This window comes from Halomonas ventosae, from assembly GCF_004361885.1.
In the GTDB taxonomy this organism is placed as follows: Bacteria; Pseudomonadota; Gammaproteobacteria; order Pseudomonadales; family Halomonadaceae; genus Halomonas; species Halomonas ventosae_C.
The window spans coordinates 1-20,945 of the sequence record NZ_SNWH01000008.1; the positions used below are offsets into that span (position 1 = coordinate 1).

The 20,945-nt window shown below is 66.6% G+C and carries 22 protein-coding genes; 16 read left to right on the plus strand and 6 right to left on the minus strand.

Annotated elements, in window-relative coordinates; all coding sequences use genetic code 11:
• The first annotated feature begins 515 nt into the window (after window positions 1–515).
• The 9 genes from DFO68_RS07920 to DFO68_RS07960 all read left to right on the plus strand — a co-directional run bounded on the left by DFO68_RS07920 (window position 516) and on the right by DFO68_RS07960 (window position 7,973).
• Window positions 516–1,163: a peroxiredoxin gene (locus DFO68_RS07920; RefSeq protein ID WP_133483128.1), complete on the plus strand. Its 648-nt coding sequence runs from the start codon at window positions 516–518 to the stop codon at window positions 1,161–1,163.
• Between the two features lie 76 nt (window positions 1,164–1,239).
• On the plus strand, window positions 1,240–2,151 hold the full coding sequence (locus tag DFO68_RS07925; protein ID WP_133483129.1) for an MBL fold metallo-hydrolase: 912 nt from the start codon (window positions 1,240–1,242) through the stop codon (window positions 2,149–2,151).
• Window positions 2,152–2,335: 184 nt separating this feature from the next.
• Window positions 2,336–3,202: an MBL fold metallo-hydrolase gene (locus tag DFO68_RS07930; RefSeq protein ID WP_133483130.1), complete on the plus strand. Its 867-nt coding sequence runs from the start codon at window positions 2,336–2,338 to the stop codon at window positions 3,200–3,202.
• A 33-nt stretch (window positions 3,203–3,235) separates the two neighbouring features.
• Complete coding sequence (locus tag DFO68_RS07935) at window positions 3,236–3,655, plus strand: TIGR01244 family sulfur transferase (protein WP_133483131.1); 420 nt, start codon at window positions 3,236–3,238, stop codon at window positions 3,653–3,655.
• Window positions 3,656–3,700: 45 nt separating this feature from the next.
• Window positions 3,701–4,681, plus strand: coding sequence for an NAD(P)/FAD-dependent oxidoreductase (locus tag DFO68_RS07940; RefSeq protein WP_133483132.1), 981 nt, complete (start codon window positions 3,701–3,703; stop codon window positions 4,679–4,681).
• Between the two features lie 24 nt (window positions 4,682–4,705).
• On the plus strand, window positions 4,706–6,469 hold the full coding sequence (locus tag DFO68_RS07945) for a SulP family inorganic anion transporter (RefSeq protein WP_133483133.1): 1,764 nt from the start codon (window positions 4,706–4,708) through the stop codon (window positions 6,467–6,469).
• 62 nt (window positions 6,470–6,531) lie between these two features.
• Window positions 6,532–7,005, plus strand: a complete 474-nt coding sequence (locus DFO68_RS07950) for a YeeE/YedE family protein (protein ID WP_133483134.1) — start codon at window positions 6,532–6,534, stop codon at window positions 7,003–7,005.
• A complete protein-coding gene (locus DFO68_RS07955; protein ID WP_133483135.1) occupies window positions 7,002–7,430 on the plus strand; it encodes a DUF6691 family protein in 429 nt (142 codons plus the stop codon). The genes DFO68_RS07950 and DFO68_RS07955 overlap by 4 nt, the downstream gene beginning before the upstream one ends.
• Window positions 7,431–7,604: 174 nt before the next feature.
• Entirely contained in the window at window positions 7,605–7,973 is a 369-nt protein-coding gene (locus DFO68_RS07960) for a response regulator (protein ID WP_133483136.1), read from the plus strand.
• Between the two features lie 109 nt (window positions 7,974–8,082).
• On the opposite strand, the gene DFO68_RS07965 is transcribed toward DFO68_RS07960, so the two are convergent.
• The 3 genes from DFO68_RS07965 to dctP form a co-directional block, all read right to left on the minus strand.
• On the minus strand, window positions 8,083–9,411 hold the full coding sequence (locus DFO68_RS07965) for a TRAP transporter large permease (protein ID WP_133483137.1): 1,329 nt from the start codon (window positions 9,409–9,411) through the stop codon (window positions 8,083–8,085).
• Entirely contained in the window at window positions 9,408–9,911 is a 504-nt protein-coding gene (locus tag DFO68_RS07970; RefSeq protein WP_133483138.1) for a TRAP transporter small permease subunit, read from the minus strand. Before DFO68_RS07970 ends, DFO68_RS07965 begins: the two co-directional genes overlap by 4 nt.
• A gap of 97 nt (window positions 9,912–10,008) precedes the next feature.
• Entirely contained in the window at window positions 10,009–11,118 is a 1,110-nt protein-coding gene (gene dctP, locus DFO68_RS07975) for a TRAP transporter substrate-binding protein DctP (protein WP_133483139.1), read from the minus strand.
• Window positions 11,119–11,455: 337 nt separating this feature from the next.
• On the opposite strand from dctP, the gene DFO68_RS07980 reads away from it, so the two are divergent.
• The 3 genes from DFO68_RS07980 to rmuC are packed head-to-tail and all read left to right on the plus strand — an operon-like array spanning window position 11,456 to window position 16,572.
• Window positions 11,456–13,639: a tRNA(Met) cytidine acetyltransferase TmcA gene (locus DFO68_RS07980; RefSeq protein ID WP_243726466.1), complete on the plus strand. Its 2,184-nt coding sequence runs from the start codon at window positions 11,456–11,458 to the stop codon at window positions 13,637–13,639.
• A gap of 33 nt (window positions 13,640–13,672) precedes the next feature.
• Window positions 13,673–15,145: an aminoacyl-histidine dipeptidase gene (locus DFO68_RS07985; RefSeq protein WP_133483141.1), complete on the plus strand. Its 1,473-nt coding sequence runs from the start codon at window positions 13,673–13,675 to the stop codon at window positions 15,143–15,145.
• A complete protein-coding gene (gene rmuC / locus DFO68_RS07990; RefSeq protein ID WP_243726467.1) occupies window positions 15,142–16,572 on the plus strand; it encodes a DNA recombination protein RmuC in 1,431 nt (476 codons plus the stop codon). The genes DFO68_RS07985 and rmuC overlap by 4 nt, the downstream gene beginning before the upstream one ends.
• Window positions 16,573–16,669: 97 nt before the next feature.
• Here the strand turns inward: rmuC and DFO68_RS07995 are convergent, their stop codons facing one another.
• Window positions 16,670–17,809, minus strand: a complete 1,140-nt coding sequence (locus DFO68_RS07995; RefSeq protein ID WP_133483142.1) for a glycerate kinase — start codon at window positions 17,807–17,809, stop codon at window positions 16,670–16,672.
• A 133-nt stretch (window positions 17,810–17,942) separates the two neighbouring features.
• On the opposite strand from DFO68_RS07995, the gene DFO68_RS08000 reads away from it, so the two are divergent.
• A complete protein-coding gene (locus DFO68_RS08000; protein ID WP_133483143.1) occupies window positions 17,943–18,476 on the plus strand; it encodes a hypothetical protein in 534 nt (177 codons plus the stop codon).
• Window positions 18,473–18,823 (plus strand): hypothetical protein, encoded by a 351-nt coding sequence (locus DFO68_RS08005; protein ID WP_243726468.1) that lies wholly within the window; start codon window positions 18,473–18,475, stop codon window positions 18,821–18,823. Before DFO68_RS08000 ends, DFO68_RS08005 begins: the two co-directional genes overlap by 4 nt.
• On the opposite strand, the gene DFO68_RS08010 is transcribed toward DFO68_RS08005, so the two are convergent.
• Complete coding sequence (locus tag DFO68_RS08010; protein ID WP_133483144.1) at window positions 18,812–19,243, minus strand: HIT domain-containing protein; 432 nt, start codon at window positions 19,241–19,243, stop codon at window positions 18,812–18,814. The two genes, DFO68_RS08005 and DFO68_RS08010, sit on opposite strands and share 12 nt — an antisense overlap.
• A 137-nt stretch (window positions 19,244–19,380) precedes the next feature.
• Between DFO68_RS08010 and DFO68_RS08015 the strand changes: the two genes are divergently transcribed.
• Window positions 19,381–20,127, plus strand: a complete 747-nt coding sequence (locus DFO68_RS08015) for a sulfite exporter TauE/SafE family protein (RefSeq protein WP_133483145.1) — start codon at window positions 19,381–19,383, stop codon at window positions 20,125–20,127.
• An 82-nt stretch (window positions 20,128–20,209) separates the two neighbouring features.
• A complete protein-coding gene (locus DFO68_RS08020) occupies window positions 20,210–20,341 on the plus strand; it encodes an entericidin A/B family lipoprotein (RefSeq protein WP_133483146.1) in 132 nt (43 codons plus the stop codon).
• Window positions 20,342–20,363: 22 nt separating this feature from the next.
• Here the strand turns inward: DFO68_RS08020 and DFO68_RS08025 are convergent, their stop codons facing one another.
• Window positions 20,364–20,873 carry an acyl-CoA thioesterase gene (locus tag DFO68_RS08025; RefSeq protein WP_133483147.1) on the minus strand — a complete coding sequence of 170 codons (510 nt, stop codon included), beginning with the start codon at window positions 20,871–20,873 and terminating at the stop codon, window positions 20,364–20,366.
• Window positions 20,874–20,945 lie beyond the last annotated feature (72 nt).

Here is a 20,945-nt window from a genome sequence, read left to right on the forward strand (position 1 = left end):
ATGTCATCGCATTGATGTACCGAAGGATCAGGCACACTATGCCAGAAGAATCAGGTGGTTGGCGACAGGCTATCCGCAGCTACCTGAATAGTTACGTCGAATCTTCGGCTACCCCGAAGCGCCCGACTCACCCGGTGAGTCGGGCGCTCTTTTTTTGGTTCTTCACAGACTGGCGTGATAGTTGACCGCCCGACATCGGCTGGCCACCCAACCTCCGTAGGCCCGGTAAGCGCCAGCGCACCGGGCGTGGAGAGGGCGCCATCGTCACGCCGGATGCGCCTTCGGCTTATCCGGCCTGGTATGGATTGATCCGTCAAGGGCTCGGTTGTCTCTACGCGAAATTCCCACCGTTTTCACGCCGAATTGCGAAGACCTTTTTTGTGAGGCGAAGCGATTCCGCCGGCGCTATCGGCACCATCGAGTGACTCAATTGGTTATATATGTGAAATAGGTATAAATTTATAACTGTAGAGGCAGTGAGATATTCTCACCCTAATCCCCAAAGGAGAACGATCATGGAAACTCAAGCTCAACAGCCCGCCATGCCCCAGCTGAACCGTCCGGCGCCGGACTTTACCGCCAAGACCACCCATGGCGAGAAGTCACTTGCCGACTACAAGGGCAGGTGGCTGGTGCTTTTCGCTCACCCGGCCGACTTCACGCCGGTGTGCACCACCGAGTTCTCGGCCTTCGCCACCCGTGCCGACCAGTTCAAGGCACTCGATACCGAGCTGCTGGGGCTCTCCATCGACAGCGTGCACGCCCATATCGCCTGGACGCGCAGCATCAAGGAGAATTTCGGCATCGAGATTCCCTTCCCGATCATCGCCGATCTGAGCATGCAGGTGGCCAACGCCTACGGCATGATTCAGCCAGGTGCTAGTGACACCGCTGCTGTGCGTGCCACCTTCGTGATCGATCCCGAAGGCATCCTGCGCGCCATGGTCTACTACCCGATGTCCAATGGCCGCTCCGTCGACGAGATCCTGCGCCTGGTCAAGGCCCTGCAGACCAGCGATGCTCATGGCGTGGCCACGCCCGAGAACTGGCAGCCGGGCGAGAAGGTCATCGTGCCGCCGCCCGCCACCGATGCCGAAGCCGAGACGCGCAAGGACCAGGGCTACGACTACGTCGACTGGTACTTCTGCAAGAAGGACCTGTAAGTCCAACACTCCAGGCCCCGGCATTCGCCGGGGCCCCCAGGCCATACACCACGTTTTCCAACGTCAGGAGGCCAACATGAAGACCTTTGAGCTCTCTCACAGCAGCGGTGCCAGCAAGCCCGACGTGGCCGGCTTCTTCGATCCGCGCACCTTCTCCGTGCAGTACGTGGTCAGTGATCCGGCGACCAGGAAGTGCGCGATCATTGACCCGGTCCATGACTTCGACGAGAAATCCGGCGCGACCGCTACTCACCATGCCGACGAACTGCTCGCCTATGTGCAGAAGCAGGGGCTCGAGGTGGAATGGGTGCTGGATACGCATCCCCACGCCGACCATTTCTCGGCGGCACAGTATCTGCGCGAGAAGACCGGGGCTCCCACCGCCATCGGCGACAAGGTGGTGGATGTCCAGAAACTGTGGAAGGAGATCTACCACTGGCCAGACTTTCCTGCCGACGGCTCCCAGTGGGATCGGCTGTTCGCCGAAGGGGATACCTTCCGCATTGGCGAACTGGACACGCGCGTGATGTTCTCGCCGGGCCATACCCTGGCCTCCATCACCTACGTGATCGGCGACGCGGCCTTTATTCACGACACCATCTTCCAGCCGGATTTCGGTACCGCGCGGGCCGACTTCCCCGGCGGCGATGCCCATCAGCTCTGGCAGTCCATCCAGGACATCCTGGCACTGCCCGACGAGACGCGCCTGTTTACCGGCCACGACTATATGCCGGATGGCCGTGAGCCCCAGTGGGAGAGCACAGTGGGCGAGCAGCGCGAGACCAACAAGCACCTGGCCGGTGGCGTCACCGAGGATGACTATGCGGCCATGCGTAACCAGCGTGACAGCGAGCTGCCGATGCCCAAGTTGATCCTGCACTCGCTGCAGATCAACACTCGCGGCGGTCGGCTGCCGGCGCCCGAGGCCAACGGCAAGCGCTACCTGAAGATTCCCCTTGACGCCCTCGAAGGCGACGCCTGGGAGTAAGCCAGGCGGGCTATCAATGCCAATGCCTGAAATGGACGGTACCAAAGGCGGCCTGTGCGCGCCGTTATCAACTCGCGGCGTGTCAGGCGGGCTTGATATTCTAAATCAATCTATCTTTAGAATTACATTTGCTTTACGCTGAGGACATCGCTGCAAGTCAGCACACTGACGGAGGACGTTTGCCATGTCTCATCCCATCGTGACCCATTTCTTCGACGAGCCCACCAACACCTTCAGCTATGTGGTGCAGGATCCCGCCAGTAAGGCATGTGCGATTCTCGACTCGGTGCTCGATTTCGATTACGCCGCCGGGCGCACCGACGTGCGCTCCGCCGACGCGATCATCGCCTTCGTGCAAGATAACGCCCTCGAGGTGGAGTGGATCCTCGAAACCCACGTCCATGCCGATCATCTCTCCGCCGCGCCCTATCTGCACGAGACGCTGGGTGGCAAGACCGGCATCGGCGCCAATATCACTGTGGTGCAGGACGTCTTCGGCAAGGCCTTCAATGCCGGCACCGAGTTCGCCCGCGACGGCAGCCAGTTCGACCGTCTCTTCGAGGAAGGCGACAGCTTCACCATCGGCAACCTGGAAGGGCGGGTGCTGCATACCCCGGGTCACACTCCGGCCTGCCTGACCTACGTGATCGGCGATGCCGCCTTCGTCGGCGATACTCTGTTTATGCCTGACTACGGCACCGCCCGCTGTGATTTCCCGGGCGGTGACGCACGCACCCTCTACCGCTCCATCCAGAAGGTGCTGGCGCTGCCGAGCGAGACGCGCCTCTTCCTGTGCCATGATTACAAGGCCCCCGAGCGCGAGGAATACCAGCACGAGACCAGCGTAGCCGAGCAGCGTGCCCACAACATCCATGTGCATGAGGGCGTCAGCGAGGAAGCGTTCGTCAAGATGCGCACCGAGCGCGACGCGACCCTGGATATGCCGCGACTGATCCTGCCCTCGGTGCAGGTCAACATGCGTGCCGGCCACATGCCTCCCGCCGAGGACAACGGCCAGGTCTACCTCAAGGTGCCCATCAACAAGTTTTGAGCCAACGTCGATCCAAAGAGGAGTTCTCCCCTGATGCAGATTCATGAACTCGAATCCGGCTTCGCCATCACCGATGCCGTGACCCCCGCCGATCTCGACGAGGTCGCCCATCGCGGCTTTCGCTCGGTGATCTGCAACCGCCGTCCCGGCGAAGCCGAGGACCATCCCGACGACCGCGCCCTGAGGGCTCGAGCCGCCGAACTGGGCCTCGAATGGTGCTGTATCCCGGTCACCCCGGGCGAATACTCGCAGGCCGACATCGAGGCCTTCAGTCAGGCACTGGAGACCCTGCCGGCGCCGATCCTCGCCTTCTGCAAGACCGGCAAGCGGGCCGTGCATCTCTGGGCCCACGCCCGCTCCCGGGAGGCCGGTTGCGACATTCCTGCGCTGCTGGCGGCAGCTCATGACGCAGGCCATGACCCCCAGCCTATCCGCGAGATGCTCCAGGTCTGACCGGCGTTTACCATCACAATGACAACCTCTCCTCTGGAGCACGCCATGCAACATTCGCCCCCTGAAACGACAACGCGCCACCACGACGTGGTGGTGATCGGCGGCGGTGCCGCGGGCATCGCGGTCACTGCCAGCCTGCTAAGGCGTCGCGGAGATCTAGATATCGCCATCATCGAGCCGGCCGAACAGCACAGTTATCAGCCCGGCTGGACGCTGGTGGGCGGCGGTGTCTTCTCCGCCGATATCACTCGCCGGCCGATGCGCGATGTCATGCCTGACAAGGCGACCTGGTACGCGTCGCTGGCCGAGATGATCGATCCGGAGCGTGCCACGGTCACGCTGGCCGACGGCTCCTGTCTGGGCTATCAGCGCCTGGTGGTGGCTCCGGGGCTGGTCGTCGACTGGGGCGCTATCGACGGGCTGGAGGCTACACTGGGCGAGAATGGCGTGACCTCCAATTATCGCGTCGATCTGGCCCCTTACACCTGGAAGCTGGTGCAGTCCCTCAAGCAGGGCAAGGCGCTATTCACCCAGCCGCCGATGCCCATCAAGTGTGCTGGCGCACCGCAGAAAGCGCCGGCCTTCATTGCTGGGTCCCGGCTGGGTAACGACGCCGGCTGGCTGGATATCGACGCCGAGACGCTGCAGCACGTTCGCCACCCGGCCATCTTCGGTCTGGGCGATGCCAGCGGCACGAGTAATGCCAAGACCGCGGCGGCAGTGCGCAAGCAGGCGCCGGTGGTTGCCGAGAATCTGCTGTCCTCGCTGGAAGATCAGCCGCTGAAGGCGGCCTACCTGGGCTATGGCTCCTGTCCGCTGGCCGTGGAGAAAGGGCGTGTTGTGCTGGCCGAGTTTGGTTACGGCGGGGTGCTGCAACCGACCTTCCCAAGCTGGCTCAACGATGGCACCCAGCCCACGCGCCGCGCCTGGTGGCTCAAGGCCAGGCAGCTACCCTGGCTCTACTGGAACGGCATGCTCAAGGGGCGTGAATGGCTGGCGGCCCCGGTATGCCGCGATGGTGCCTGATGGACCCGAAATAATGAGACACTCATGACCCTTTCACGCTGGATTCCCCTGATCGGTTGGTTGCGTGGCTATCGCCGCGACATCCTGGCCAGTGATCTGCTGGCCGCCGTCATCGTTACCCTGATGCTGGTGCCCCAGGCGCTGGCCTATGCGCTGCTGGCTGGTTTGCCTCCTGAGGTGGGGCTCTATGCCAGCATGCTGCCGCTGGTGCTCTATGCCCTCTTCGGCACCAGCGCCACCCTGGCGGTAGGGCCGGTGGCCGTAGCCTCGCTGATGACCGCCTCGGCGCTATCAGGCATCGCGGCGCCCGGCAGCGCCGAATACGTCGGTGCGGCCCTGGTGCTGGCCGCACTCTCCGGCCTGGTCCTTTTGACCATGGGGCTGCTGCGGCTGGGGTTTCTGGCCAACTTCCTGAGCCATCCGGTGATCTCGGGCTTCGTTACCGCTTCGGGCATCCTGATCGCTGCCAGTCAGCTGCGTCATATCCTCGGCGTGGAAGCGTCCGGTCACAACCTGGTGGAGATGGGGTCGGCGCTGATTGCGGGGCTTGATGACATCAATGTCATCACCCTGGTGATCGGCCTGGGCGTCTGGGGGTTCCTTCTCGTGTGCCGGCGCTATCTCAAGAGCGGCCTGAGGCGCCTGGGGCTGTCGGCGACCGTCGCCGACCTGGTGGCCAAGGCCGCGCCGGTCTCGGCGGTAATCGCCACCACCCTGCTGGCTTGGGGGCTTGGGCTCGGTGCGCAGGGCGTCGCCCTGGTCGGCGAGGTGCCCAGTGGCCTGCCGTCCCTGGCCCTGCCGAGTTTGGATCCCGAGCTGTGGTCGAGCCTGCTCCCGGCAGCGGTGCTGATCAGCCTGGTAGGCTTCGTAGAGTCGGTCTCGGTGGCTCAGACCCTGGCCGCCAAGCGGCGTCAGCGGATCGATCCCAACCAGGAGCTGATCGCCATGGGGCTGGCCAATATCGGGGCGGGGACGAGCGGCGGCTCGCCGGTATCCGGCGGTTTCTCCCGCTCGGTGGTCAACTTCGAAGCCGGCGCCGCCACGCCACTCGCCGGTGCCTTCACCGCGCTGGGTATCGCCCTGGCGACGCTGACCCTGACCACCCCTCTGGCCTTCCTGCCCAAGGCGACACTGGCCGCCACCATCATCGTCGCCGTGGGTACCCTGATCGACCTGCCGGCTATCAAGCGCACCTGGGCGTATTCCCGTGCCGACGGCGTCGCCATGCTGGCGACTCTGGCGCTGACCCTGCTGCATGGCGTGGAGAGCGGCATCCTGGCCGGCGTCGCGCTGTCGCTGGGGCTGCATCTGTATCGCACCAGCCAGCCGCACAGTGCGGTGGTGGGGCGGGTCCCCGGCAGCGAGCATTTTCGTAACGTGCGTCGCCACACAGTGGAAACCGACGACCGGCTGGCGATCCTGCGGGTCGATGAGAGCCTCTATTTCGCCAACGCCCGCTATCTGGAGGACACTGTCATGACTCTGGCGGCCCACCAGCCGGCGCTTAAGCACATCGTGCTGGCCTGCCAGGCGGTCAACGTCATCGATGCCTCGGCGCTCGAGAGCCTGGAGGCGATCAATGCGCGGCTCAAGGACGCCGACGTCGCCCTGCATCTAGCCGAGGTCAAGGGCCCGGTGATGGACCGGCTGCAGCACACCGAGTTCTGCCATGAGCTGACCGGACGGGTGTTTCTGAGCACCTATGATGCCTGGCGGGCATTGCACGAGAATGTCGACGCGGTCTCGAACCGGGTCTGCGGCGAAGCCGGGCTGGCCGCCAGCAAGTAGGGCTGGCGTGTGCAAGCGACCCGGATAGATGATCAATACCCTGATACTCGAGGAGATATGACGTGGATTGGACGGCAAGCCTTCAGGGGCTGATCGGCGGGGTGCTGATCGGCCTCTCGGCCACCTGGTTGATGGCCACCCTGGGCCGCATCGCCGGCATCAGCGGGATTATCGGCACCCTGCTTACCGCGCGGCCCCAGGGGGACAGCACCTGGCGCCTGGCCTTCGTGCTGGGGCTGATCAGCGGCCCTGTCGTGCTGATGCTGCTGGGTGGCAGCCTGGGCAATGTCGCCGGCAACGGGGTGGACGTCACCGGCGAGGTGATCGGCGAGCCCGCGGGCGGTGTGGCGCTGATGCTCGTCGCCGGCCTGCTGGTGGGCCTGGGCACGGGCCTGGGCAGCGGCTGCACCAGCGGCCACGGCGTCTGTGGCCTCGCCCGGCTGTCGGTGCGCTCGATGGTGGCGACCCTCACCTTCCTGGTGGTGGCGATCGTCACCGTCTTCGTGGTCCGGCATATGATCGGAGGTGGCGCATGAAGCGCGAAACCATCAAGACGATAATGGGCTATATCGCGGGGCTGATCTTCGGCCTGGGCCTGGCCATCTCCGGCATGACTGACCCGGCCCGGGTACTGGGCTTCCTGGATCTCGCCGGCGCCTGGGACCCGACCCTGATGTTCGTGCTGGGCGCCGCCGTAGTCACCAACTTCATCGGCTACCGGCTGGTGCTCAGGCGCCCCCACCCGCTCTTCGCCGAGCGTTTCCAGCTGCCCACCCGTCAGGACATCGACGGCCGCCTGATCGGTGGTGCCGCGCTGTTCGGCATCGGCTGGGGCCTCTCCGGCTACTGCCCGGGACCGGCCTTCGCCTCCATCGCCGGGCTCACCGGTCCGCTTGTCGCCATGCTGGTGGCCATGGTGGCCGGCTGGTTCCTGGCCCGGGCCATCCCTGCCAGGGGATGACACCGCCTGAACTCTCGCCATCGTCCCTCGTCGGCCGCTGCCAGCGGGGGGATGTTTTTTCCGGTCATGAATTTGCGACCAATGGACGAGCGCGAATCGTTCTAGCCTTATGACAGGCTTAATGCCTGTTCAATGGTCGAGTGACACGATGCCGCACCTCACGAGGATTCCCCCATGAGCGAGGCACGCTCGGCCATGGAAACGGTGTCGAGCGATGTGGTCGTCCTTGACCAGGGCCTGTCCAACGGCGACGGCATGCTACTCCTCGAGGGGTGGCGCCGGGCGGGTATCGATACCCCGGTGCTGATCCTCACCGCCCGCGACACGGTGAGCGATCGCATCGAGGGGCTGCAAGTTCAGCTTCCATCAGGCTGCCCACTGGCTCATGAGGGAGTTGACAATCCTGCCCTGCGTCTCGCCAGGACGTGTGCCCGGCTTGATTCAGTCGATGCTGGATATGGCACCGTCTTTCGTTTTACCAGAACGACGCGAGCATTCTTATCTCCGAGCGGCCAGGCGCCGACCACAGAAAGACCCCACTAAGAAAAATGCCAGTCAGCGTTATCTGACTGGATTACGCCGGAATGGCCGCTTAAAGATAAACGCCCGCCGCTCATCAAGCGGGGCGGGCGTCATGGGCATGGGCAGCGGCTCAGTAACCGATCAGCACGGCGGGCAGGCCGGTGATCAGCACCGGGAAGAAAGCCATCAGCAGACAGGCCAGCACGATCAGCGCACAGAAGGGAATCACCGCCTTGTAGAGGTCGAGGGTCTCCACACCGGGCGGTGCCACCCCCTTGAGGTAGAAGAGCGCATAGCCGAATGGCGGGGTGAGGAAGGAGGTCTGCAGCACCACGGCGACCATCACCACGAACCACAGCACGTCGACGCCCATGCTGTCGATGATCGGCAGCATGATCGGGAAGCTCAGCAGCACGATGCCGGTCCAGTCCAGGAACATGCCCAGGATGAACACCAGGAAGAACATCAGGATCAACGCGCCGGTGGTGCCGCCGGGCATCGCCATCACCACATTATGGATGACCTCCATGCCGCCACCGATGGAGAACACCCCGGTGAAGGCGGTGGCGCCCACCAGTACCAGCATCACCATGGTGGTGGTCTTGCTGGCCTCGATCAGGGTGCGATAGCAGGTCGAGGCCTTGCGGTCGCCGAAGATCAGGAACAGCAGGAAGGCAATGGCGACGCCGATGGCCGAGGCTTCGGTGGCGGTGGCGATGCCGGTGAACAGCGACCCCAGCACACCGAGGATCAGCGACATCGGCGGCAGCACGTACTTGGCCAGCATCACCAGCAGCTCGCGGGTGCTGGTCTCGGCGCGCTCGGCGGCGGGAACCAGGGGGCCATATTCGGGCTTGAGATGGCAGATGATCAGCACGTAAAGCGCATACATGGCACCCAGCATGAGCCCGGGGACGAGCGCACCGGCGAACAGCGCACCCACCGAGACTGGCGAGTAGCTGGCCATCAGGATCAGCATGATGCTGGGTGGGATGAGGATGCCCAGGCAGCCGCTGGCCATGATCACACCGGTGCTGAGCTGCTTGTTGTAGCCGTACTTGAGCATCGGTACCAGCGCGATCATGCCCATCACCGCGATCGAGGCGCCGACGATCCCGGTGGTGGCGGCCAGCAGCACGGACACCACGACGACCGTCAGGGCCAGCCCCCCGCGCAGGTTGGCGAGCAGCAGGCGCATCGACTCGAACATCTTCTCGGTGACGCCGGAATCGTTGAGGAAGCGTGCCATCAGGATGAACAACGGGATGGCCACCAGGACATAGTTGTCCATGGAATTGCCGTAGATGTTGTTGATCAGGATGCCCAGGGTATTGGCCCCGGGGCCGAGCCAGGCGCCCAGCACCGCTACGCCGCCGAGCACGAAGGCCAGCGGATGGCCCATGAACAGGCCGACCAGCAGGCCGCCGAACATGAACAGAGTGAGCATCTCGGCACTCATGCGCGCTCCTCCTCGCCCATTGCCTGCACGGCGCGGATGACGATAGCGATGGCCTGCAGCAGCATCAGTGCGGCGGCCACGACGATCACCGCCTTCACCGGATAGACGGGGATGGCGACCATTCCGTAGGTGGTTTCGCCGCGGCTGATGGAGCGCTCGAAGAAGGCCCAGCCGAAGGTCAGCAACATCCAGATGAAGGGTACGAAGAAGATCAGATAGCCCAGGATCTCGAGCGCGGCCTGCTTGCGGCGCGACAGCAGCCTCTTGAGGACGTCGACCTCGACGTGGGCGTGATGGCGCAGGCCGAAGGCGGCCATCAGCATGAAGTGGGCGCCGAACAGCATCTTGGTGACATCGAAGGCCCAGTCACTGGGGCGTCCGATGAAGAAGCGCATGGCGATGTCGTAGATCACGATCAGCGTGATCACGGCGAGCAGCGGAGCGATCAGGCGTCCGAATCCCTCGTTGAGGGCGTCTATGAGCCTGGCAATGGCATTCATGATGGGAGCTCTCGGAATCGGGCGAAGCGTTCGGAAGGGAGGTCATTGGTACGGTCGGCGGCAAGGCCGGCCCCCGGAGGAGGCCGGCCGCCAGCGCTTACTGGTTCATGCAGGATTCGAGGACTTCCAGAGACGGCAGGTTATCGATGGGTCGGCTCATGTTGAATGGCACGGTGATATCGCGCCAGTTGGCGTAGTGCTCCATGTAGCTGACCATGGAATGATAGACCTTGGCATGCATCGGATCCTCGCAGGCGCCGCGCTCGATCACCTCGTTGGTGGCCTCCTGGATGCGCGCCAGCTCCTCATCGGTAAGCTGATTGATCTCGACGCCGGCTTCCTGGAAATTGATGGTGCCTTCGGTGGCGCCGCGTTCGGACCAGGCCAGCGACCAGGCCAGGGTGGCATCGGCGGCAATCTTGAGCTTCTCCTGGGTTTCCTTGGAGAGGGCGTCCCAGGCGTCCTGGTTGATCATCACGCCGAAGACACTCGCCGACTGGTGCCAGCCGGGCATGGACCAGTATTCGACCACTTCGGCAAAGCCCGCATCGTAGTTCACCCCCGGGGTGGAGAACTCGCCGGCATCGATCACGCCACGTTCGAGGGCCTGGTAGATCTCGCCCCCGGCCAGGGTGACCTGGGAGCCACCGAGTTTCTCGAGCACACGACCCTGATCCCGTCCGGACAGGCGGATGCGCTTGCCCTTCAGGTCGGCCAGGCTCTCGATGGGCGTGCGGCCCATGAAGCCGGCCTCGTTATTGGTGATACCGTAGGGCAGGTAGACCATGTTGTAGTCGCCGTAGACTTCCTGATAAAGCTCGAAGCCCCCCCACTGCTGGATCCAGTTCAGATAGTCCACGCCGTTGAACAGGCTGGTAGTGGTGGCCAACGGCGAGAAGGCCGGACTCAGGCCTGCCCAGTAACCCGGCCAGTCGCCGGCGGCCTGGATGGCGCCGGTCTGGGTGGCATCGAACACCTCGGTGCCAGGCATCAGGGTACCGCCGGCGCGGAAGTTGATCGTGAGCTCGTCCCCGGTCAGGGTGTTAGCCAGCTCGACCCAGTGGCGGTCGATCTCGATCAGCGCCAGGTTGTCCGGCCAGGTGGTGGTCATGGTCCACTGCTCCTGGGCCTGGGCGGTGGAGCTCATGGCAGCCAGGGCGATGCCCGCGGCCAGCCCGGTGAGGGCGAACTTGGTCTTCTTCTTCATTGCGGTGCTCCCTTGGTGGGTTGTTCTGCTTGTCGAGACGTCGATGGAACAGCCGTCGGTGGCCGGAAGCGGCCGCCTGCGATGCGAGCCTGACCATCCGGGCAACTCGGCAACACGCATCAAGCTAGCATGGGATGATGGACAGGTTCGACTGGCACCATGAGCCCCGAGGTTTGCACACAGACCCGCAAGCTTCCTGCAAGAAGACCAGGAACTCATTGTTAGCCAAGGCGTTAAAACGATCGTATGGCAGCCATATTGCAGCGTCGAAATGTCCGGCAACATTGAAAATTCACGCCCCTCTTAGACCAAAGTTCAGCCTCGAATGGAGCCCCAGATGACCCACGACCGCCTCGCTTCTCTGTGGGAGACCCGGCGTTGGCTGCACCGATCCCGCTGGCGCAGCCTGGTGTGGCTGAGCGGCACGGCCGATGCCTGCCGCCGGGAGGCGCTGGCCCTGTGGTGGCAGGGCGGCTGGGCCTCGCCGCTGTGGATCGCCGCCGAGCCGGTGGAGGGCATCGAGGCGTCGTGCTGGCTGCCGGCGGCCAAGGCCCGCACGCGGTTGGGAGGCGAGCAGGATCTGGTGGTGCTGGACGCCGTCTCGGCCGGCAGCGGTTTCGATCCCGAGGCCTGCGGCGTCCTGGCCGGCACCCTGCGCGCCGGTGGGCTGCTGGTGCTGATGACCCCGCCCGACTGGGGGGCGCATCCCGATGCCGACTATCGTCGCTTGGCCGAGTACCCTTGGCGCGCCGAGCAGCTCAGTGCGCGCTACCTGGCCAGGCTGGCCCGCTTGCTCGAGGCCGACGCGCGGGTGATCCATTGGCCGGCGGGCCAGGTGCCGTCTCGCCCTCGGCTGCCCGAGGTTCCCCCCGCTGCCGTGTCATCGACCGGCGGCGACCCCGACTGTCTGACCCGCGACCAGGCGGAAGCGGTAGCGCGACTCACCCGGCTGCGTCGCCGGCGACCGCTGGTGCTGACCGCCGACCGTGGCCGCGGCAAGACGGCGGCCCTGGGCATCGCTTGTGCGCGATTGCTGGCGGCAGGGGAGACGGATATCCTGGTCACCGCACCGCGCCCTTCGGCCGTGGCAGGGCTCTTCGAACGGCTGGCGGCTCTGTGCCCCAAGGGGCAGCGGCACGACAACGCCTTCGTGGCGCCCGGGGGGCGAGTGCGCTTCCTGCCCCCTGACGCTCTGACCCAACTGGCCGAGCGGGGCGAGGTCGGAGGGCCCGGCCGGCTGCTGCTGGTCGACGAGGCGGCGGCGATTCCCGCGCCGCTGCTGGGCCGCTGGCTCGATGCTTTCCCTCGTATCGCCTTCGCCACCACGCTGCACGGCTACGAGGGGTCGGGGCGCGGCTTTGCGCTGCGCTTCCGGGAACGGCTCGCGCGCCAGACGCCCGACTGGCGGGAGTGCCACCTGGCCGAGCCGGTGCGCTGGGCCGCGGGCGACCCGCTCGAGGCGCTGATCGCGCGCCTGCTGCTGCTGGATGCCGAACCGGCCGTCTGCCCGCAGGCCGGTCAAGTTCCCGTCTTGCGGCGCCTGGATCGCGAGGCCCTGGCCCATGACGAGCCGCGGCTGCGGGCGCTGTTCGGCCTGCTGGTGCAGGCTCACTACCGCACCACCCCCGCCGACCTGCGCCGCCTGCTGGATGGCCCGACGATCACCCTTAGCGTCCTCGAGGCCGGGCGAGTCGTGCATGGGGTCGTGGTGAGTGGCGACGAGGGGGGCTTCCCGGCCGGGCTCGCCGAGCAGGTGGCGCGAGGCGAGCGGCGCCCGCGTGGTCATCTGTTGGCCCAGTCGCTGGCCGCCCATGCCGGTGAGCGTGAGGCGCTAACCGCGTGCCTGCGGCGCATCCTGCGCATTGCCGTTCCGGCCGAGCGGCGCCGCCACGGAATGGGGCGACGACTGCTCGAGGGCGAGATCAGGCGCGCCCATTGCGATGGCATCGACCTGCTGGGGGTGAGCTTCGGCGCCGAGCCGGGGCTGCAGGCCTTCTGGCAGGCGGCGGGCTTTCGGGCGGTGCGGCTGGGGCTGACTCGGGAGACGGCCACCGGCGAGCATGCGCTGATGGTGGTGCGGCCCATCGGCCCGGCGGGGGCGGGGCTTACCGAGCGCCTTCAGGCACGCTTCCAGCGTCAGTTGCCGGGGCTGCTAGCCTTTGAACTGGCCGAGCTGGCGCCGGCGGTGGTGGTGGCCCTGCTCGCCGAGGGGCCGGCGGCTCCGCTGGATGACACGGATCGTCGCGACCTCGATGACCTGGCCTTCGGCCACCGTGAGCCCGCCCTGGTCCGCCCGGCGATCCAGGCCCTGGTGAGGTGCCATGCTGCACGCCTGGCGGGCCGCCAGGACGAGGCGCTGGCGCTGCTCGCCGCCTGGGCCTTTCAGGGGCGAGCAACGACCTGGCTGGCAGCGCAGCTGGGGGTGTCGGGCAAGCGTGGCGTGCAGGCCTGGCTGCGTCAGCTCGTGGCACGGCTGCTCGATGGCGAGTACGGACTTTCCCCCGGTGCGGCCGGCCGGTAGAGTTCCCGGATCAATCGCGAGACAGAACCCGCCATGAATGCACATCTCGAGCAGCTCTCCCCCCGGGCGCTGTGGCGCCACTTCCGCACCCTGTGCAATACGCCGCGCCCTTCCGGCCACGAGGCCGCCCTGGTGGCGACTCTCGAGCGCTGGGCCGATGGCCTGGGGTTGGCCCACGACCGCGACGCCTTCGGCAACCTGCGCATCCGCAAGACGGCCACGCCGGGTTTCGAGGCGGCGCCGGGGGTGATCCTGCAGAGCCACCTGGACATGGTGGCCCAGGCCAATGCCGACTATCCCCACGACTTCACCTGCGATCCCATCGAGACCTGGGTGGGCGATGACGGCTGGCTGCATGCCCGCCATACCACCCTGGGGGCAGACAACGGCCTGGGGGTGGCGGCGGCGCTGGCGATCCTCGAGGACGAGACCCTGGTGCATGGCCCGCTGGAGGCGCTGTTCACCCTGGAGGAGGAGTCCTCCATGGGCGGAGCCCTGAACCTGGACGAGGACTGGCTCGAGGGGCGTCTGCTACTCAACCTGGACTCAGAGGATCGCGGCCAGGTCTACATCGGCTGCGCCGGCGGTGCCGACGTCATCGTCGAGGCACGGCTGCCCAGCGCACCGCTGGTCGACCACGAGGTCGCGCTGCGGCTGTCGCTGACCGGCCTCTCGGGCGGCCATTCCGGCATCGATATCGACAAGGGACTGGGCAACGCCAACCGGCTGCTGGTGCGCGTACTGCGCGCCCTCGAGCCCTTCGGAGCGCGGCTGGTCGACTACCACGGCGGCACGCTGCGCAATGCCCTGCCGCGGGAGGCCTTCGCCACCCTGGCGCTGCCCGACGACGAGCAGGCATCCGCCAGCAAGCGAGTGGCCGTGTTGCAGGAGGTGCTGCGCGCTGAGCTGGCCGGCGTCGACGAGGGGCTTACCCTGACGCTATCGCCTATGGCGACGCGCCCCGCCGAGGCGTTGACCGAGCCGGCCAGCCAACAATGGATACGCGCCCTGCATGTGGCACCTTGCGGGGTCGAGCGCATGAGCGTGGCGGTGCCGGGAGTGGTGGAGACCTCCAATAACCTGGGCGTGGTCAGTCTTGAGGGCGGACGCTTCCACCTCTGTGCCCTGGTGCGCTCGCTACGCGACAGCGCCACCCAGGACCTCGCCGACCGCTTCCGGGCGCTGTTCGAGCTGGTCGGGGCGCGCACCCGGGTCGAGAACGCCTACCCGGGCTGGACACCGAACCCGGATAGCCCGCTGCTGGCGCGCTTCTGTCGACTGCACCGCGAGCAGCTGGGCAGCGAGGCCGAGGTGAAGGTGATCCATGCCGGCCTTGAGTGCGGCATCCTCGGCGGCAAGTACCCCAAGCTGGACATGATCTCCTTCGGGCCGCTGATCCGCGGCGCCCACTCCCCCGACGAGCGGGTGGAGCTTGCCTCGGTGGCGGAGTTCTGGACGCTACTGCGCGCCCTAATCGAGGATCTGGCGCGGGACGATGCGTGGTGATCTCACCACTGCCGAACGACCTGCTGCAGGGAAGCGCCCCGGTCTGGCTGGTCTGGGGGCTGGCCGGGCTGCTGCTGGCGATGGCATGGGCGGGGCTATCCTGGCGCAGGCGCCTGGTCGTCGCCGAGACACGTCTTTTCGCCCGGGAGCAGGCGGTGGCCGAGGGCGAGGCCAGCGTGCGGCGCCTGGAGCAGGAATTGGCCCAGAGCGATGCGCAGCTGGACGCCAGCCGCGAGCGCCTGGCCGCCCTGGAGGTTGAGCTTTCCGCGACGCGTGAGCGGCTGGCCGAGCGGCGCGAGCATGCTGCCCGCCTGGAGGTCGAGCGCGAGCAGCTGGCCCTGCGGCATCGCGAGCAGCTGGCCCTGCTGGAGGAGGCCCGGGAGCGGCTCAAGGCGGAGTTCCGCGAGCTCGCCGGGCGCATCTTCGAGGAGCGCCAGCAGGCCTTCTCGGTGCATAGTCGCGACAGCCTTGAGGCCCTGCTGCGCCCCTTCCGCGAGCAGGTCGAGCAGTTTCGCCGCCGGGTCGAGGAGCTGCATGGTCAGCAGAGTCGCGACAGCGGCTCGCTCAAGGCCCAGCTCGAACAGCTCGCCGGCCTCAATGCGCGGCTCGGGGACGAGGCCGCTGGGCTCGCCCGGGCCCTAAAGGGTGACCAGAAGGCCCAGGGCCAGTGGGGCGAGCTGATGCTCGAGACCGTGCTAGAGCGCAGCGGCCTGCGCCGCGACATCGAATACCGCCGCGAGGTCTCGCTGCACGGCGATCAGGGACGTCAGCGCCCCGATGCGCTGATCTACCTGCCCGATAACCGCCATCTGATCGTCGACGCCAAGGTGTCGCTGGTCGCCTGGACCCGGGTGGTCAACGCCGAGGATGACGCACAACGCGAAGCGGCGATGCGGGCCCATCTGCAGTCGCTGCGCAGTCATGTCGCCAGCCTCGCGGCCAAGGACTATTCGGCGCTGCCGGGGCTCAACTCGCCCGACTTCGTGTTTCTCTTCGTGCCAGTGGAGCCGGCTTTCGCCGCCGCCTTCGAACGCGACCCCACGCTCTTCCAGGAGGCCTTCGATCGTCAGGTGGTGGTGGTCACCCCGACCACCCTGCTGGCCAGCCTGCGCACCGTGGCCGGCCTGTGGAGCCTAGAGCGACAGAACGAGAACGCGCGCCTGATCGGCGAGCGGGCCGAGAAGCTGCTGGCCAAGTTCTCCGGTTTCGTCGAGAGCCTCGAGGAGGTCGGCCGCCACCTGGAACGCGCGGGCGACAGCCATCGCCGGGCCATGGGACGGCTCTCCAGCGGGCAGGGCAGCCTGGTGGCCCAGGCCACCGAGCTGCAGCGCCTGGGGGTGCGCATGAAGAAGCCGCTGCCGACGGAACTGGTGCGCGCCGCCGGCGGGGAGAGTGGTGCGGACGACGAGGCGACGAGGGGGCGCTGAGCCCTGGTCGCGTGTCGCGGCCTGCAACCGACCATGCCGCCCCGAGGGGTGGCGTGGTGAGCCGTGGTCCTGCGATGCCGGTGATCGGGCGTGCGGTTCAAGGCCGGGAGGCGACCCGCCACAGCCGTACCAGGCTCTCGCTGCGCTCGGCCAGCAGCTCGGCGCAGCGCGCGAGGGCCTCGTCGAGCGCCATGGGGCCATCGGCTAGGGCGAAGGCCGCGGTGATGCCCTCGTCGAAGGCGGCCTGCCAGCCCGGGGCCAGGCGTCCGGCCAGCACCACCACCGGCACCCCGTGTCGATGGGCCAGCCGTGCCACGCCCACCGGGGTCTTGCCGGCCAGGCTCTGGCCGTCGAGCTGGCCCTCGCCGGTGATCACCAGCTCGGCATCCGCCAGCAGGGTCTCGACGCCGGCCTGGCCCATCACCAGCTCGATGCCCGGGCGCAGCTCGGCGCCGAGAAAGGCCCGGGCGGCGAAGCCCATGCCGCCGGCGGCGCCGGCCCCGGGCAGTTCGCTGTGATCCTCGCCCAGGGTTGCGGCGCTGACGTCGGCGAAGCGGGCCAGGGCTGCATCGAGACGCGTTACGTCGGCCGGCGTGGCGCCCTTCTGGGGGCCGAAGACCGCACTGGCGCCGCGCTCGCCGAGCAGCGGGTTGTCCACGTCCACTGCAGCCTCGACCTGCAGGCCGGTCAAGCGCGGGTCGAGGCCGTCCAGGTCGAGAACGGCCAGCTCGGCCAGGGCGGCACCGCCCGGGGTCAGGTCGCGGCCCTGGCCGTCACGCAGTCGCGCCCCCAGGGCGGCAAGCATCCCCGTGCCGCCATCATTGGTGGCGCTGCCGCCGAGGGTCAGCAGCAGCCGCTTGGCACCGGCATCCAGTGCCTCGCGGATCAGTTCGCCGACGCCGAAGGTGGTGCTGTGCAGGGCGCTGCGCTCCTCGGGCGCCAGCGCCTGCAGCCCACTGGCCTCGGCCAGCTCCACGTAGGCGGTGCGGCTTTCGGGGTGCCAGCCCCAGTCGGCGCGGCGCAGGCGACCCAGGGCGTCTTGGACCTCGGCCGAGCGGCGCTCGGCGCCGGTGGCGGCCAGCAGGGCATCGAGGCTGCCTTCGCCGCCATCGGCCAGCGGGCATTCCAGGGCCTCGATGTCATCGCCGGCGCGTCGCGCCCCTACGGCGATCGCCTGAGCGGCAGCGGCGGCAGGCAAGGCATCCTTGAAGCTGTCCGGGCAGATCAGGATCTTCATCGCGGTTCTCTCATGTGGCAGGCATCTTCAGCGTAACGGCAGCGTACACCGGACAGAACCCCGAAGGCGCGAAGGCTTCATCGCCGCCGGTTTCGGGCGTAGACTGTTGCTTACCTTCTGCGGAGATCATCCCATGCGTGCATGGCTGCTATTGCCGCTTGCGGCGGCGCTGGCCGGTTGCCAGGTGACACCGACCACCCTGCCTGTGGCCCAACCTGCCCCGTCCGAGGAGTGCCGCTGGCCGGCCGGACCCGACGACAGCCTGAACCGGGTGGTTACGGCCCTGGAGGAACAGGGCTTTCTGATACGCCATACCGATGCGTCGCTGGGGCTGGTCAGCGCCGAGCGTGCCCGTAACACCATCTATCACGACAATGGCGTCGAGCGCCTGCCGCGTCTTGGCGGCTTTGTGCTGGGCGGCAGCGGTGGCCATGTCTCCTCTGGCATGATGATCGGCTTCGGCGGCGGCGACCTGGGCGTCGACGAGGCCTCGCGCATCGAGCGGGTCTCGGTGGTGGTCGATGAAGAGCAGTTGCAGGTCACCCGCAACATCCGCCTGATCGACTGGCGCGGGGATCTTCGCGAGTCGCGCAGTGCCAGCGATGCCGATTTCTGCCGCGAGTTGCGCGCGGCCATCGAGGCCGTGCCGGCCAAGGAGGCGTCATGATGCGACCCACTCTCGTCATTTTGCTGGCCGCCTGGCTGGTCGGCTGTGCCACGTCGCCTTCACCCGAGCCCCGGGTGACGCAACTGGCGGCAGCGCCCGAGGTCACCCTGCGCGAGGCCATGGCGCTGCTGATGGAGCGCGGCTACGTAATCCGCCATGCTGACGGCGAACTGGGGCGCCTGGAGGCAGAGCTGGCGCGTATGCCAGGTTATGGCGTCGCGCTGCGCGTGGCTGGCCAGCAAAATGGCAGCCGGGTCAGCGTGATTGCTACCCGCGGCGGTCGACCCCTGCCCCCCAGCGTGGTGGACCCCCTGCTCACGGACCTGCAGGCGCGGCTACAGCCCTGAGGCGAGGTTCAGGCTCTCCACCACGGCCAGGATACGGGCCCGCATGTCGGCCAGGCGGTCTAGGTCGTAGGCTTCGGCCTGGCCATGGCCCCACACCGGCGCCGGCCAGGCAGCATCGCCACGACGCCGAACGATGACATGCACGTGCAACTGGGCCACGACATTGCCCAGGCTGGCGATGTTGAGCTTGTCACCGCCCAGGGCAGTCAGCATGGCCCTGCCGACCGCAGTGGCCTCCCGCCACAGTTGCTGCTGGGTCTCGGCGTCGAGCTCGAACACCTCGCTGACCTGGGGGCGCCGCGGTATCAGTACCAGCCAGGGAAAGCGCGCATCGTCCATCAGCCTCAGCTGGCACAGCGGCAGTTCGGTGACCGGGTAGCTGTCCTCCACCAAGCGAGCATCGGGTTCGAATTTCGACATCACGGCTCTCCTCTTGCCTAGGCTCTCTGTGTATCCGCCATCATGGCATACCCCACGCCCTCGGGGCAGATTCCCCCGGCAGCGCTGCCCCGGTATGCTGGGCTGCCTATCTTCTACCCGCCACAATGGATGTTGTCATGACGCTGCTTGAGGCACTTGCCCTGTTGGTGATCGGGGCCCTGGCCGGCTTCATCAATGTGCTCTCTGCCGGGGGCTCGATGCTGACCCTGCCACTGCTGATGTTTCTAGGCTTGCCGCCCCAGGCGGCCAATGGCACCAACCGGGTCTCGATCGCGCTGCAGAGCGTCTCCGCGGTGACCAGCTTCTTGCATGCCGGCGCCCGCTATGTGGGGCTTTCGCTGCGCCTCTCGGTGCCGGCGGTGGCCGGCTCGTTGCTCGGTGCCTGGCTGGCCCTGCAGACCGGTGATGCGCTCTTCAAGGCAATCCTGATCACGGTCATGGCCTGCTCAGCGGTGCTGATGCTGCTCCCCCAGCCACGGCTAGAGACCCGCACCCTGACCCCGGCACACCTCACGCCGACGGTCTACCTGGCGATGTTCGCGATCGGTCTCTATGGCGGCTTCATCCAGGTCGGGGTGGGCATCCTGTTCATCGTGGTGCTCTACCGCATGCTGAAGATCGACCTGGCCCAGGTGAACGTCTTCAAGGTGCTGATCGTGCTGGTCTATACGCTGCCGGCACTGGCCATCTTCCTGATCGACGACCAGGTGCGCTGGGGCTACGGCCTGGTGCTGGCCGCCGGCAGCATGCTGGGCGCCTGGCTGGCGGTGAAGGTCAACATGAGCCCGCGCGGGGCGTTCGTGGTCAAGTGGCTGACCATCGCGGTGATCCTGGCGATCATCCTGCGGCTGCTGCTGGGATGAGCAGGGTGGGCATCGCCGACGAACGTGCTAGATTGAAGGAGTCATTCCTGTATACCAACGTAACCATCACGAGGACGCGCCAATGAAACGGACGATTGCACTGATCCTGGTCTCCCTGTTCACCCTTTTCTTGCTCAGCGGCTGCAATACCCTCCGCGGTGCCGGGCAGGATATCGAAGAAGGTGGCGAAGCCGTTCAGGATGCCGCCAGCTAAGCTTCGAGGAACACCGTGCCGTTCAAGGATCGCCGTGCTGGGCCTGGGTACGGCGTTCCTCCTCTTCGGCCTGCTTGCGCAGTTTCTTGCGCAGCGCCGCCTTCTCGAAACGTAGCTTCTGGAGGCGCGTCTCTAGCTTCAAGGGCGGCACCCGCGCCGGCTTGCCGGTGTCGTCCACCGCCACCATGGTCAAGTAGCAACTGTTGGTATGGCGGATCACCTTCCGGCGGATATCCTCGGCGACTACCTTGATGCCGATCTCCATGGATGAACTGCCCACATGATTGACGCTGGCCAGAAAGGTGACCAGCTCGCCGACATGGATCGGCTGCTTGAACAGTACCTGGTCCACGGACAGCGTCACCACGTAATGGCCGGCATAGCGGCTGGCACAGGCGTAGGCCACCTCATCGAGTTTCTTGAGGATGGCGCCACCATGCACCTTGCCACTGAAGTTGGCCATGTCCGGGGTCATCAGTACCGTCATCGACAGCTCGTGCTGGCCGCTCAGCGGCTGGTCATCCATGGTCATGCTCCTTTGAGGTTTCCCATAGCATAACGCCTTGCCCCCACCAGGGGGGCAAGGCGTTAGATGTCGTGGTGG

Bases quoted from the DNA above. Each gene is read 5' to 3' on its own strand.
- DFO68_RS07995 (WP_133483142.1), bottom strand. From the start codon at position 17,809: ATGAAGATCCTGATCTGCCCGGACAGCTTCAAGGATGCCTTGCCTGCC.
- DFO68_RS07940 (WP_133483132.1), top strand. From the start codon at position 3,701: ATGCAACATTCGCCCCCTGAAACGACAACGCGCCACCACGACGTGGTG.
- DFO68_RS07920 (WP_133483128.1), top strand. From the start codon at position 516: ATGGAAACTCAAGCTCAACAGCCCGCCATGCCCCAGCTGAACCGTCCG.
- DFO68_RS07945 (WP_133483133.1), top strand. From the start codon at position 4,706: ATGACCCTTTCACGCTGGATTCCCCTGATCGGTTGGTTGCGTGGCTAT.
- DFO68_RS08005 (WP_243726468.1), top strand. From the start codon at position 18,473: ATGATGCGACCCACTCTCGTCATTTTGCTGGCCGCCTGGCTGGTCGGC.
- DFO68_RS08020 (WP_133483146.1), top strand. From the start codon at position 20,210: ATGAAACGGACGATTGCACTGATCCTGGTCTCCCTGTTCACCCTTTTC.
- dctP (WP_133483139.1), bottom strand. From the start codon at position 11,118: ATGAAGAAGAAGACCAAGTTCGCCCTCACCGGGCTGGCCGCGGGCATC.
- DFO68_RS07980 (WP_243726466.1), top strand. From the start codon at position 11,456: ATGACCCACGACCGCCTCGCTTCTCTGTGGGAGACCCGGCGTTGGCTG.
- DFO68_RS07925 (WP_133483129.1), top strand. From the start codon at position 1,240: ATGAAGACCTTTGAGCTCTCTCACAGCAGCGGTGCCAGCAAGCCCGAC.
- DFO68_RS07960 (WP_133483136.1), top strand. From the start codon at position 7,605: ATGAGCGAGGCACGCTCGGCCATGGAAACGGTGTCGAGCGATGTGGTC.
- DFO68_RS07965 (WP_133483137.1), bottom strand. From the start codon at position 9,411: ATGAGTGCCGAGATGCTCACTCTGTTCATGTTCGGCGGCCTGCTGGTC.
- DFO68_RS08000 (WP_133483143.1), top strand. From the start codon at position 17,943: ATGCGTGCATGGCTGCTATTGCCGCTTGCGGCGGCGCTGGCCGGTTGC.
- DFO68_RS07935 (WP_133483131.1), top strand. From the start codon at position 3,236: ATGCAGATTCATGAACTCGAATCCGGCTTCGCCATCACCGATGCCGTG.
- DFO68_RS07985 (WP_133483141.1), top strand. From the start codon at position 13,673: ATGAATGCACATCTCGAGCAGCTCTCCCCCCGGGCGCTGTGGCGCCAC.
- DFO68_RS07970 (WP_133483138.1), bottom strand. From the start codon at position 9,911: ATGAATGCCATTGCCAGGCTCATAGACGCCCTCAACGAGGGATTCGGA.
- DFO68_RS08010 (WP_133483144.1), bottom strand. From the start codon at position 19,243: ATGTCGAAATTCGAACCCGATGCTCGCTTGGTGGAGGACAGCTACCCG.
- DFO68_RS08025 (WP_133483147.1), bottom strand. From the start codon at position 20,873: ATGACCATGGATGACCAGCCGCTGAGCGGCCAGCACGAGCTGTCGATG.
- DFO68_RS07955 (WP_133483135.1), top strand. From the start codon at position 7,002: ATGAAGCGCGAAACCATCAAGACGATAATGGGCTATATCGCGGGGCTG.
- DFO68_RS08015 (WP_133483145.1), top strand. From the start codon at position 19,381: ATGACGCTGCTTGAGGCACTTGCCCTGTTGGTGATCGGGGCCCTGGCC.
- DFO68_RS07930 (WP_133483130.1), top strand. From the start codon at position 2,336: ATGTCTCATCCCATCGTGACCCATTTCTTCGACGAGCCCACCAACACC.